Below are 12,837 nucleotides of genomic sequence, written 5' to 3'. Positions count from 1 at the left end.
TTCACCCTGGCGCCCGGCACCGGCCGCCTGCTGGCGGACCTGGTGGGCGGGCGGGCGCCGCGGGTGTCCGCCGACCCGTTCCGGGTGGACAGGTTCTGAGGGATCCTGAGAGGATGCCCGTCTCCGGCGCGCCTACCTGGGAGGACCGGCCTGAGCCGGCGCGACGGGGCTACTGCGACGGGGCGTTTCCCACGGGTTCGGTCGCCGGGACCCGCGCCGGACGGCTCCGCTGGACCGCCAGCACGGCGGCCAGCAGCACCAGTCCGGCCAGATCGGTGGCTACCCCGGGACGGATGAGCAGCAGCGACGCCGCCAGCAGGGCGGCGCGCTCGGGCAGGGTGGCGGGGCGGATCAGATAACCGATGACCGCGCCCGCCAGGCACAGGGTGCCCAGGCTGCCCGTGGCCAGGGCCAGGACGGTCTCCGGCCACGGGCGCTGTCCCAGCAGGATCGCGGGCCCGTACACGAACATGAACGGCACGATGTAGCCCGCCAGGCCGAACCGCATCGATTCCACCGACGACTCCCACATGGGCGCCCGGGCGATGCTGGCGGCGGCGAAGGAGGCAAACGCCACCGGCGGCGTCACCGCCGAGATGATGGAGAAGTAGAAGATGAACATGTGGGCCGCCAGGGGGAGGGCGCCCATCCGGATCAGGGCGGGGGCCAGGGTGCTGGCGGCGATGGCGTACGCCGCCGTGGTCGGCAGCCCGATGCCCAGGATCAGGGCGGCCACCATGGTGGCCACCAGCCCCAGCAGCAGGTTGCCGCCCGAGAGATTGATGAGCAGCTCGGAGAACTTCCCGCCCAGCCCCGTCAGGGCCAGGATGCCCACGATAACCCCGGCGGAGGCGCAGGAGACGCCGATCTCGATGATGCGCTTGGCCCCCTCCTCCATGGCGGAGACGATCTTGCGCAGGCCCAGCCGCGTGTCGGGGCGGACCAGGGAGAAGAGAAAGGCGGTGGCCAGCGCATACAGGGCGGCGCGGGCGGGCGCCGCACCCACCACCATGATCATGTAGAGCAGCACGATGATGGGCACCAGCAGGTAGCCGTGCTGGACCATCACCTCCCGGAACCGGGGCAGCTCGTGCCGGGACAGCCCCCGCAGGCCCCGGGAGGACGCGTACAGGTCGATCATCCAGTAAGCCGCCACGTAGTACAGCAGCGCCGGGCCCACGGCCGCCACCGCCACCTGGGAGTAGGGGATCGCCAGGATGTCGGCCATCAGGAACGCGGCGGCGCCCATGATGGGCGGGACGATCTGGCCGCCGGTGCTGTTCATGGCCTCGATGCCGGCGGCCACCGGTCCGGTGAAGCCGGTGGCCTTCATCAGCGGGATGTTGATCACCCCGTCCACCATCACGTTGGCGGCTGACGACCCGCTGGCGGTGCCGAACAGGGCGCTGGTGAGGATGGAGACCTTGGCCGGGCCACCCCGGCGGCTGCCGGCCACGCTGAGGGCGGCCTGCACGATGAACTTGCCGATGTTGGAGGCCTCGATGAACGCCCCGAACAGGATGAACAGGTAGACGTCCCGGGCCGACACCTGGACCGGCACGCCATAGATGCCGTTGTCGCTGAACAGGAATGATACCACCGTCCTGAACGAGAACCCCTTGTGGGTCAGCAGGCCCGGCAGATACGGGCCCAGGAAGGGGTAGAGGGCGAACGCCAGCCCCATGATCGGCAGCGACCACCCTGTCGCCCGCCGGGCGGCCTCCGTGGTCACGATCAGGAGCAGGGTGCCGACGATCACATCCCCCCGGGTGGGGAAGACTCCCGCCCGCTGCGTCAGATCCTCGAAGGTCACAAACACGTAAACCAGGACCACCAGGGTCGCCGCGATGAGCAGCCAGTCCAGCACGGTGGGCGTCTGCTGGCCGCGGCGGCCGGGGATGACCAGGAACGCCAGGACCACCACGAAGGTGACGTGGACCGCAAACAGCTTCTGGGGATCAGTGACGATGCCGAACAGCCGCCCCAGCTGGACGATGTGGTAGACAGCCATCGCCACGGCGATGGCCCGCACCAGGGCCCGCAGGCGCGGCGACAGCACGCGCGACGGCACCTCGGGTACCTGGCCGAGGGTCTCGGTATCGACCGGGAGGGCGGATCGGTCCGGGCTCACCACACGACTCCGGGCGGGGGCTACCTCTTCATCTCGGGCGGGATGTGTTCGGGGGCGAGGGTCACCCCCTGCTCCCGGAAGTAGCGGATGGCGCCCGGGTGCATCGGCATCTTGATGTAGAAGATGTTCACCGGCAGCATCTCGTGGGCCGTGGGATGCACCGTGGCCAGGAACTCCCGGTTGGTGAGCATGACCTTGGTCAGTTCGTAGACGAAGTCCTCGGGCATGTCCCGGTGCACGATGGCCGCGTTCCACATCTGCACGGTCTGGATCGCCTCATCCTGCCCGCGGTACACCCCCGGCCGGATGGCCGCCCGGGCCAGGTAGGGGTAGCGGGATGTCAGGACCTCGATCTGCTCCCGGGTGAAGCCGAAGAACCGCATGGGCCGGGTGATGGCCGCCTCCACCCACGCGGGGACCGGGACACCGATGACCCCGAAGGCGGCGTCCACCACGCCGTCCCGGATGGCCGATGCCCCGTCGGCGAACCCCAGGTAGACGATGCGGCGCGGCTTGACGTTGAACAGCTGCAGGACCCGCTCGCCCACGAACTCCGCCGACCCGCCCCGGGGACCCAGGCTCACCACCTTTCCGGACAGGTCCGCCACCGAGCGGATGCCCGAATCGGCGCTGACCATCCAGTGGGCGTAGGAGGTGTACATGGGGAAGATCACGCGGACCGCGTCCATCTTCTTGCCGGCGAACTCGCCGATGCCCTGCAGGGCTTCGTACAGCGGCCCCGTGGTGGTCATCCCCAGCTCGATCTCCTTGGCCTGGACCAGCTGGATGTTCTGGACCGGGCCGCCGGTGACCCGGTTGGTGGCCGCCAGGCCCATCTTCTCGCCGATGACCCGCGCCCACCCGCCGGCCACCACGAAGTAGACACCGCCGATGGACGCCGATCCGATGGTCACCGACCGCGGCCAGCCCGGCCGCGGCTGGGTCTGAGCCGTTCCCACCGCTCCGGCCACCAGCGCGGCGGCCAGCAGCACAGTCAGCACCGTTGCCCGCGATCTCATGAGAGCCATCCCCTCCGGTTGTGTCTTCTCCCGTGTCCGGGGAACTGCGCCAGGGTCCGCATACGGTCAATTCGCGCGGGCCGCGCGGCGGCTCCTGCCGGCGGGCCCGCCCGTGAGCCCGCGGCAGAACGCCGGATGTTAGCGCAGGCAAACTGCGGCCGGGTGTGGCGCCCGTGTGCCGTCAGCCGGCTCGACGGGAAGGCGGCCGTCGCCGGCGGCGCGGACGGGCTGTGGGGGTGCGGACAATCCGCCCGCTGCGCAGACGCGCCCCGTAGGCGGCCAGCCCCCGGGGGGTGATGTAGCCTTCGCGCAGGTCCCACTCCAGCAGGTCCGGCGGGCGGCGGCGCGGGTCGCCGAATCCGCTCCCGCCGGCTGCATCCAGGACCACGACGTCTGTGGGAGAACGCAGTTCCACCAGCTGGGTGAGTCCTTCGGTCCGGGCCAGCACCCGGCCGCGGATCCGGTAGGCAGCGGGTCCCCCGGCCCGCCCGCCCAGCAGGCCCTCCTGGGGCGATCCCAGGCCGTGGGGCAGGACCTGGCACAGTACCGGCAGCCCGTCGTCGTAGAGTTTGCGCAGCACCACCCGCTGGCCCAGGCCGCCGCGGTGCTCACCCGGACCCCCGGAGTCGGGGATGAACTCCTTGCGCTCCACCAGCAGCGGCGTGCGCTGCTCGAACATCTCCACCGGCACGTTGGCCGCGGAGGTGGGGTACAGCAGCGCGGACACCCCGTCGGCGTGCCGGCCGGCCCCCTGGCCTCCGCCGAACATGATGTGGTCGTTGAAGACGCGGCCGCGGGCGTCCCGGCCGTAGGCGGCGCAGAACCCCGGCAGGCCCGTGAACGCCTGGACCCGGTCGGGCAGGACAGGCGCCAGCGCCCGGAAGACCGCCGGCCCGCAGAACCACCCCACCATGGTCCGCTGGTTCACCGACGCCGGATACCGGCAGGCCAGGACGCTGCCCTCCGGGGCGCGCACGCGCAGGGGCCGGAAGCAGCCGGCGTTGCTGGGGATCTCGGGGGTCAGGATGGACTTCAGGGCGTAGGTGGTGTGGGCGGCGGTGTAGGTGGCGGTGCAGTTCACCCCGCCGTAGGGGAGTTCGGGGGGCGCGTCCCAGGTCACGGTGAGCTCGTCCCCCGCCACCACGATCTCGCAGCCCAGCCGCAGGCGCCGGCCCGCCACCTGGAAGGTGACCTCGCTGGTGTAGGTTCCGTCGGGAATGCGGGCGATGGCTTCCCGCATGGCCGCCTCCGCCCGCGCCTGCACCTCCCGGGCCAGCGGCTCCAGGGAGTCCAGCTCATACTCGTCCATGAACTGCAGCAGCCGCCGGGCCCCCACGTGGTTGGCGCTCACCTGGGCCTGGATGTCCCCGAACACCATCTGGGGGTGGCGGACGTTGCGACGGATCACCTGGGCCAGGTCGGCGTTCAGCCGCCCGGCCCGGTACAGCTTCATCGGCGGGATCTGCAGGCCTTCCTCGTACACCTCCCGGGCGCGGCCGGAGTCCTTGGTGCCGCCGATGTCCGAACAGTGGCCGATGGATCCGACCAGGCCCACCAGGCGGCCCCGGCGGAAGACCGGCGTCACCACCGCGATGTCGAACAGGTGGCCGGCGCACACCCAGGGATCGTTGGTCACCAGCACGTCGCCGTCTTCCAGTTCCTCCGGCGGGAACGCCTCGTACAGCGCCCGCACGGCCTGGGGGAGGGTCAGGTTGAACACCGGCATCGAGCGCGGCGAGTGGGCAATGGAGTGGGCGTGTTCGTCCAGCAACTCGCACCCGAAGTCCTGGGCCTCCCCGATGATGGTGGAGAACGCCGTGCGCCAGATGGTGACCCAGCACTCCTCGGTGATGTTGATCAACCGGCTCCACATGATCTCCAGGGCTACCGGATCGAAGGTCCGGACCGTCATCGCGTCGTCTCCCCCACCGTGAGGATCAGATGCCCCTGAGCGTCCACCACCAGGCGGTCTCCCGGCCACAGCAGCGTGGTGGCTTCGGGTTCCTCCACCACCGCCGGCCCCTCCACCGTCGCGCCCCCGGCCAGCGCCGCCCGGTCGTAGACCGCGGCCGGCGCGAATCCGCGCTCGGGAAGGTAGATGGGCCGGCGGCCCCGCAGCGCCGGGCGGCTCCGCCCGCCGCCATCGGCCCCCAGGTCCACCGGGGGCGCCGGAGCGCTCACCCGTACCCGCCAGTTCAGCGCCTGCACCGGGTAGCCGTCCAGAGCCAGGCCGTACAGGCGGGCGTACTCGGCGTCAAAGCGGTCCCGCAGGACACGGGCGGCGTCGGGGCCCAGATGGTCGGGCACGGCGACCTCGATGTCGTGGAACTGGCCCAGGTAGCGCATCTCCACCCGACGCTCGCTGGTCACGGCCGCAGCCTCCCCCCCGGCGGCGATCACCACCTCCGTGCCGGCGGATTCCATCTCGGACAGCATCCGCTCGACCGCATCCCAGTCCAGCTCCTGCAGCTGGCCGGCCAGCGAGCGGCCCAGGTCCACGCCCGGGGGGGCCACCAGCAGGCCCACGGCCGACGCCAGCCCCGACGCCGGGGGGATGATGACCTGCCGCATCCCCAGCAGCCGTGCCACCCGCGCCGCCGCCGCCGGCCCCGCGCCCCCGAAGCCCACCAGGGCACACCGGCGGGGATCCATGCCGCGCTCGATGAGGTACAGACGTGCCGCCTGCGCCATGCTCTCGCAGACCACGGCGAAGATTCCCCAGGCGGCAGCCACCGGGTCCAGCCCCACCTTCTCCCCGACCCGCGCCACCGCCGCGCGGGCGGCCTCCGCGTCCAGCGGCATCGCCCCGCCCAGAAAGGCCTGCGGGTCGTAGTAGCCCAGGACCACGCAGGCGTCGGTGACCGTGGCCTCCTGTCCCCCGCGGCCGTAACAGGCCGGCCCGGGATCCGCGCCGGCGCTGCGGGGGCCGACCCGCAGCAGGCCCATGGCGTCCGCGCCGGCGATGCTGCCCCCGCCCGCGCCGATCTCGATCATGTCCACGACGGCAGTCTTGACCGGGATGCCCGAGCCGGGCTTGAAACGGTGGACCCGCGCCGCCTCCAGCAGGGAGGTCACCGCGGGGCGGCCGTCGCGGACCAGGCACACTTTGGCGGTGGTCCCACCCATGTCGAATGCCACCAGGTCCGACCGCCCCAGCCGCCGGCCCAGGTGGCCGGCCAGCAGGGCCCCGGCGGCCGGCCCGGACTCCAGCAGACGCACGGGGAACCGCCGGGCCAGGTCCGGGGCGGCCAGGGTGCCCGACGACAGCATCAGCAGCAGCCGTCCGGCGAATCCCTCGGCGGCCAGGGCCTCTTCCAGCCGCCGCAGGTAGCGGTCCACCAGCGGCTGCACGTAGGCGTTGCAGACGGTGGTGCTGGTGCGCTCGTACTCGCGAATCTCCGGGCTGACCTCGCTGCTCAGCGACACCGCCAGGTGCGGGAACTCGTCGTGGATCAGGCGGCCGACCTGCTGCTCGTGGGCCGGGTTGCGGTAGGCGTGCAAGAAGCACACCGCCACCGCCTGCACGCCCTGGCGCACCAGGGACCGCAGGACCCGGCGCACCTGGTCGAGATCCACCGGCAACCGCACCTCGCCGTCCCGGGTGATCCGCTCGCGGATGCCCGCGCGCCAGCGGCGGGGCACCAGGGGCTCAGGGTAGCGCAGGAACAGGTCGTAGATGTCGTAGCGCTGCTCCTTGCCCATCTCCAGAATGTCCCGGAACCCCGCCGTGGTCAGCAGCGCGGTGGGCGCCCCGGTGCGCTCCAGCAGCGCGTTGGTGACCAGGGTGGTGGCGTGGATGACGGTGTCCAGCCGGGCCACCGCAATGCCGGCGCGGGCGCACAGCTGCTGCAGGCCGGTCAAGGCTCCTTCGTCCGGCGCCCGGGGGGTAGTCAGGACCTTGTGCCGGTGCAGGCGTCCGGCGGCCTGATCCAGCAGGACCAGGTCGGTGAACGTGCCTCCGATGTCTATCGCCGCGCGGTACCTCACGGCGTTCCTCCTCCTGACGCGGCCGACGGCCCCGGACCGGACCCAGGCGGGCCGCCGGCCGGCGCCGGCAGCCGGTGGGCGGCCAGAGCCAGCCGGGCCGCCGCTCCTGAGCGGGGATCGTAGAGGATGCAGCGCACCTGGTGGTGGGGACCGATCGAAAGCAGTTCGGGGACCACCCGGTCGCACCCCTCGATGCGCGCGTAGCAGCGGGGGTGGAAGCTGCACCCGGGGGGCACCCGGGCGGCGCTGGGAATCTCGCCCCCCAGGACGATCTTCTCCGGGATCAGCGCGCGCTCCTCATCGGAGACCGTGGGGATCGCCGACAACAGCGCCCGGGTGTAGGGGTGGGCGGGGCGGCGGAAGAGGACGTCGGCGGGCGCCACCTCCACGATCCGGCCCAGGTACATGACCGCCACCACATCCGCCACGGCCCGCACCAGGCTCAGGTCGTGGGAGATGAACAGGTAGGTCAGGCCCAGCTCCCGCTGCAGCCGCCTCAGCAGGGCGATGATCTTGGCCTGCACCGAGACGTCCAGGGCGGAGGTGGGCTCGTCGAGGACCACCACCTTGGGGTGCAGGGCCAGGGCGCGCGCGATGGCCACCCGCTGCCGCTGGCCGCCGCTGAGGGCGTGGGGGTAGCGGAACAGGAACTGCCCAGGGGGCAGTTCCACCAGGTCCAGCAGCTCGGCGACCCGCCGCAGCCTCTGCAGGGGCCCGCCCAGCCCGTGGACGACCAGGGGGTCTTCGACGATGTCCTTCACGCGCTTGCGGGGATTCAGCGCGGACGCCGGGTTCTGGAAAACCATCTGCAGGTGGCGGCGTACCTCCCGCAGCTGCGCGTCGCCCAGGTCCGTGATGTCGCGCCCGTCGAACAGGATGCGGCCGGCGGTCGGCGGCAGCAGCCGGACCAGCAGCCGACCCAGGGTGGTCTTGCCCGACCCGGTCTCTCCCACCAGCCCCAGGGTCTGGCCGGCCTCCACCGCGAGGCTGACTCCCTCCACGGCCCGCACGACCCCCACCACACGGCGCAGCAGCCCGGCGGTGAGAGGGAAGTGCTTGGTCAGGTCGCGGGCCTCCAGCAGAGCCATCAGGTGCCCTCCCGCGGGTACAGATGGCAGGCCACCTGCCGGCCCGCCTCCGCCTCCAGGAGGGTGGGGCGCACCCGGTCGCAGATCTCCATGCGGAAGGGGCAGCGGGGGGCGAACCGGCAGGCCGGCGGTGGCGCCGTGTAGTCGGGGATGCGCCCGTCGATCCCCTCGCCGATGCGGCCGTCCAGCCGCGGGACCGCGGCCAGCAAGCCCTGGGAGTAGGGGTGGAGGGGGCGGCGGAACAGATCCGCCGTGGGCGATGTTTCCACGATCTCCCCGGCGTACATGACGCAGATCCGGTCGCTGACCGTGCGCGCCACCCCCAGGTTGTGGGTGATGTACAGCACCGACAGTCCCCGGGTGCGCACCAGGTCGCCCAGTTCCTGCAGGATCTGGTCCTGGATGGAGACGTCCAGGGCGGTGCCCAGCTCGTCGGCGATCAGCAGCCGGGGATCTCCCAGCAGCGCCAGGGCGATCTGCACCCGCTGGCGCATCCCCCCGGACAGTTCCACCGGGTAGCGGTGCCAGATGCCCTCCGGGTCGGGAATGCGCACCACCCGCAGCATCTCCAGGCAGCGGCGGCGCAGGGCGCCGTCGGAGCGGCCCAGCAGCCGCGCGCGAGGGGCTCCCTGCCAGGCGGCCACGTCCAGCATCTGCTCGCCGACGGTGAACACCGGATTCAGCGCCGTTCCGGGATCCTGGAAGACCAGGGCGATCTGCCGTCCGCGGATGGCCTGCAGAGCCCGCTCGGACAGGGACAGCAGGTCGGTGCCCTCCCACAGAATGCGGCCCGACACCCGGGCCGCGGGAGGCAGCAGGCCCAGGATGGCTCTGGCGGTCAGGGACTTGCCGCAGCCGGTCTCGCCCACCAGGGCCACCCGCTCCCCCCGGCCGACGGTCAGGCGGACGCCGTTGAGGACCCGCGCCACCCCCTCGTACAGCCGGAACTGCACCACCAGATCCTCGACCGCCAGCAACGGACGCTGGACGGCGCTGTCCTGAGCCCGCCCGCCCGTCCCCCTCAGCTCCCGGCCCGCCACTGCTCGATCTCCACGTCAAAGACATCCCGCAGCCCGTCGCCCAGCAGGTTGAATCCCAGCACCGTCAGGAAGATGGCCAGTCCCGGGAAGGTGGCCGCCCACCAGGCGCCGGGCAGGTAGTTCCGCCCCTCGGCGATCATCGTCCCCCACTCGGGGGTCGGCGGCTGTGCCCCCAGCCCGAGGAAGCTGAGGCCGGAGGCGGTAAGAATCACAAACCCCATGTCCAGGGTGGCTTTCACGATCACCGGCGACCAGGTGTTGGGCAGGATCTCCCGGAAGGCGATGCGCCATGCCGACGCCCCCACCGCGCGGCTGGCCTCGACGAACTGCTGCTCCCGCAGCGACAGGACCTGCCCGTACACCAGCCGCGTGTACCACGGCCACCAGGCAAACGCGATGGCGACCATGGCGGTGGTGAGGGTGGGGCGCAGGGCGGCGGTCACCGCCAGGGCCAGGGCGATGGGCGGCACGGCCAGGAAGACGTCGGTCACCCGCATGATCACGTCCCCGACCCGCCCGCCAAAATAGCCCGCCACCACGCCCAGGGGCACTCCGACGGCGACCGCAAGGGCCAGGACGGCCACCCCCAGGGCCAGGGAGATGCGCGCGCCAAACAGGATGCGGGACAGGATGTCCCTGCCGGCGTCATCGGTCCCCAGCCAGTTGCGGGCGCTGGGGGGCCGCAGGGCGTGGTCGAAGTCCACGAAGACCCCGGCGTGGCGGGGGTAGGGGGCGAGGACCGGAGCGAAGATCGCCCCCGCGACCACTGCGGCCACGATGCCGGCCCCCACCAGGGACAGCGACGACTGGCGGAAGCGCGCCCACATCTTGCGCCACTCGTCGGCGCGCACCGCGCGCAGGGAGGGAACGGCGGCGGCCTCAGCCATAGCGCACCCGGGGGTCGAAGTATCCGTAGAGGATGTCGGTGAGCAGGTTGACCACGGCGTAGGCGGCTCCGATGACCAGGGTGACGGCGATGACGCCGTTGAAGTCCTTGAAGCGCAGGGCGTCCACCCCGTAAAACGCCAGCCCGGGCCAGGCAAACACCGCCTCCACCAGGAACGCGTTGCCCAGCAGGAAGCCGTAGCTCAGCCCCAGGACGGTCAGGGTGGCCGTGAACGCGTTCTTGAGCATGTACTTGTAGAGGATGAGGTTCGGGGGCAGACCGTAGGAGCGGGCGGCCAGCGCGTAGTCCCGGCGCATCTCCTCGATCATGCCGGCCCGGATCAGACGCATAACCTGGGCCAGGGTACCCACCGACAGGGCCAGGGCCGGCATGGCCAGGTGGCGCAGGGACGTCCAGAAGGCGTCCAGGCGTCCGGCCAGCAGGCTGTCCACCAGGTACAGGCCCGTCACCTGCAGTGGCGGCGCCGGGCCGCGGCCGATGGTGGGCAGCCACCGCAGGTGATAGGCCAGCAGCAGTTGCAGCAGGATGGCCAGCCAGAAGCGCGGCAGTGCCACCCCCACCAGGGCCAGGATCCGGCTGATGTGGTCGGGGGCCTGGTCCTTGCGTACCGCCGCCAGCACCCCCAGGGGGATGCCCACCGCCACCGCCAGCAGCATCGCCACCGTGGTGAGCTCCACCGTGGCCGGCAGCGCCTCCAGGATGTCCCGGGTGACGCTGCGGTGGGTGCGCAGGGAGTAGCCGAAGTCGCCCCGCAGGACGCCGGCCACGTACGAGAGGTACTGGACCGCCAGCGGCCGGTCCAGCCCCAGCTGCCGGCGCAGCTGGGCCACCTGCTCGTCGGTGGCTTCCAGCCCCAGGGCCAATCGCACCGGGTCGCCGGGGATGACCCGGGAGATGACAAAGATGAGCACCGACAGGCCGAGCAGGACCGGCATCAGGTGCAGGGTGCGGCGGAGCAGGTACGCGCGGAAGCTCATGGGCGGCTGGCCGGAGGGGCCCTCGCGACCCCTCCGGCCACTCCGACAGGCCCGATCGGTCTAGCGGGCGATGGTGAAGTCCCAGAAGTTCACGTCAAAGCCCAGCAGCCCTACGTAGCGGTAGCCCTTCACGTAGTCCCGGAAGGCGATGCGGTGCAGCGGGTTGGCCACGTAGATGCTGGGCGCATCCCGCACGATCAGCACCTGGGCTTCCTGGTACATCCGCGTCTGCTGGGCGGAGTCCACCGCCCGGCGGGCCGCCTCCAGGACTCGGGTCACCTCCGGGTTCTCGTACCACGACATGCACCGGAACGTCCCCCAGCAGCTGGGGTGGTACATGCCGTAGGTGTGGCTGTCCACGTGGGGGTACTTGAGGGTGTCAAAGATGGCGGTGATGTGCGGGGTGGTCTCGGCCTTGGTGGCCCGTTCGACCACCCGCGCCCACAGCTCGCCCACGATGTCCAGCCTGATCCCGATCTCCTCCAGGTTGCTCTGCAGCAGCAGGCCGATGAGGCGCTCCATGGGCACCGAGGTGACCCACACGTACTCCAGGGTGAGCTGGCCGGGCCGCACCCCGGCCTCGGCCAGCAGCTGGCGCGCGCGGGCCACGTTGCGGGTGTACACCGGCACCGCCGGGTTCCACCCCGGCGTGCGCACCGGCACCGGCCCCCGGGCCCGGGTGGCGCCCAGGAAGATCTGCTGGATGGCCTTGTCGTAGTCAAAGGCGTAGGAGATGGCCTGGCGGATCTTCACGTTGTCCAGGGGCGGTTTCTTGGTGTTCATCTGCAGGTGGAACAGCTGGACGGTGGGATCTTCCTTGACCACGATGCCGGGCGTGCCCTTCAGTTCCGCGAAGCTGGGCGGCGACAGCCACTGGTTGACCATGTCCGCCTGCCCGGACCGCAGCAGGGTCTTGACGGTGGCCTCCTCCACCACGATCTTGTAGGACACGCGGGTGACCTGCCCGGGCTTCCATCCCCGCCAGTAGTCGGGGAACGCCGCCAGGACCAGCTCGGTGGCCCGGTCCCACCGTTCCATGCGGTAGGGACCCGAGCCCGCGTCCTGGCGCTCCAGCAACGCCGCCCCGTAGTCGCCGAACTCCCCGAACGGCCCCGGGCGCAGGTTGGCCATGATCAGGTCCTTGTCCATGATGAAGAACAGCTCCAGGGCGCCCAGGAACGGGGCGTAGGGTTCTTTGAGGTCAAAACGGACCGTGTAGCGGTCCACGGCCCGGGTGGACCCCGGCTCCAGGACCGGCGCGAACACCCAGTAAAAGCCCTTCTTGATCCGCAGCAGCCGGTCCATGCTCCAGGCCACGTCCTCGGCGGTCAGCTCCCGCCCGCTGTGGAACTTGATGCCCCGGCGCAGGCGGAAGGTGTACCGCCGGCCGTCAGGGGATACGGTCCAGGACTCGGCCACGTGAGGCCGGGGCGCCATGGTCCCCTGCTCCACGTTGGGGTACACCAGCGGGTCGTACATGTTGATGGCCGCGTGCAGGCTGCTCTCGTCCACCGCGCCCTGGGGGTCGATGGAGGTGACGATCTGCTGCTCGATGTAGGTGAAGGTCACCTCCCGGGGCTGGGAGACCCCCGCCACAGGGACGGCGGCGGCCAGGGCCAGGCCCAGCAGGACGATGCCTACAGTCGGGAGAACTCGCGTCCGCACGGTGCTCACCTCCGGGTTAGTGA

The 12,837-nt window shown here is 71.4% G+C and carries 9 protein-coding genes; all 9 read right to left on the bottom strand.

Annotated elements, in window-relative coordinates; translation table 11 throughout:
- Positions 1-169 precede the first annotated feature (169 nt).
- A complete protein-coding gene (locus RB150_10145) occupies positions 170-2,131 on the bottom strand; it encodes a TRAP transporter fused permease subunit (GenBank protein ID MDQ7820893.1) in 1,962 nt (653 codons plus the stop codon).
- 20 nt (positions 2,132-2,151) lie between these two features.
- Positions 2,152-3,150 (bottom strand): TAXI family TRAP transporter solute-binding subunit, encoded by a 999-nt coding sequence (locus RB150_10140; GenBank protein MDQ7820892.1) that lies wholly within the window; start codon positions 3,148-3,150, stop codon positions 2,152-2,154.
- Between the two features lie 181 nt (positions 3,151-3,331).
- A complete protein-coding gene (locus tag RB150_10135; GenBank protein ID MDQ7820891.1) occupies positions 3,332-5,062 on the bottom strand; it encodes a hydantoinase B/oxoprolinase family protein in 1,731 nt (576 codons plus the stop codon).
- Positions 5,059-7,137: a hydantoinase/oxoprolinase family protein gene (locus RB150_10130; protein MDQ7820890.1), complete on the bottom strand. Its 2,079-nt coding sequence runs from the start codon at positions 7,135-7,137 to the stop codon at positions 5,059-5,061. The genes RB150_10135 and RB150_10130 overlap by 4 nt, the downstream gene beginning before the upstream one ends.
- Complete coding sequence (locus RB150_10125) at positions 7,134-8,225, bottom strand: ABC transporter ATP-binding protein (protein MDQ7820889.1); 1,092 nt, start codon at positions 8,223-8,225, stop codon at positions 7,134-7,136. Before RB150_10125 ends, RB150_10130 begins: the two co-directional genes overlap by 4 nt.
- Positions 8,225-9,265 (bottom strand): ABC transporter ATP-binding protein, encoded by a 1,041-nt coding sequence (locus tag RB150_10120; protein ID MDQ7820888.1) that lies wholly within the window; start codon positions 9,263-9,265, stop codon positions 8,225-8,227. The genes RB150_10125 and RB150_10120 overlap by 1 nt, the downstream gene beginning before the upstream one ends.
- Entirely contained in the window at positions 9,247-10,152 is a 906-nt protein-coding gene (locus tag RB150_10115; protein MDQ7820887.1) for an ABC transporter permease, read from the bottom strand. Before RB150_10115 ends, RB150_10120 begins: the two co-directional genes overlap by 19 nt.
- Positions 10,145-11,149 (bottom strand): ABC transporter permease, encoded by a 1,005-nt coding sequence (locus tag RB150_10110; GenBank protein MDQ7820886.1) that lies wholly within the window; start codon positions 11,147-11,149, stop codon positions 10,145-10,147. Before RB150_10110 ends, RB150_10115 begins: the two co-directional genes overlap by 8 nt.
- Positions 11,150-11,209: 60 nt before the next feature.
- Positions 11,210-12,814 (bottom strand): ABC transporter substrate-binding protein, encoded by a 1,605-nt coding sequence (locus tag RB150_10105; protein MDQ7820885.1) that lies wholly within the window; start codon positions 12,812-12,814, stop codon positions 11,210-11,212.
- Positions 12,815-12,837: the final 23 nt, after the last annotated feature.

The sequence above is a fragment of the Armatimonadota bacterium genome (genome assembly GCA_031081675.1).
Lineage (GTDB): Bacteria > Sysuimicrobiota > Sysuimicrobiia > Sysuimicrobiales > Kaftiobacteriaceae > Calidihabitans > Calidihabitans tengchongensis.
The sequence above is the reverse complement of the archived record's forward strand: the minus strand, read 5'-3'. Positions and strand labels throughout refer to the sequence as shown.

What these genes read in the sequence shown, in the direction of transcription:
- RB150_10135 (MDQ7820891.1), bottom strand. Translation starts at nt 5,062, where the DNA reads ATGACGGTCCGGACCTTCGATCCGGTAGCCCTGGAGATCATGTGGAGC.
- RB150_10125 (MDQ7820889.1), bottom strand. Translation starts at nt 8,225, where the DNA reads ATGGCTCTGCTGGAGGCCCGCGACCTGACCAAGCACTTCCCTCTCACC.
- RB150_10140 (MDQ7820892.1), bottom strand. Translation starts at nt 3,150, where the DNA reads ATGAGATCGCGGGCAACGGTGCTGACTGTGCTGCTGGCCGCCGCGCTG.
- RB150_10115 (MDQ7820887.1), bottom strand. Translation starts at nt 10,152, where the DNA reads ATGGCTGAGGCCGCCGCCGTTCCCTCCCTGCGCGCGGTGCGCGCCGAC.
- RB150_10110 (MDQ7820886.1), bottom strand. Translation starts at nt 11,149, where the DNA reads ATGAGCTTCCGCGCGTACCTGCTCCGCCGCACCCTGCACCTGATGCCG.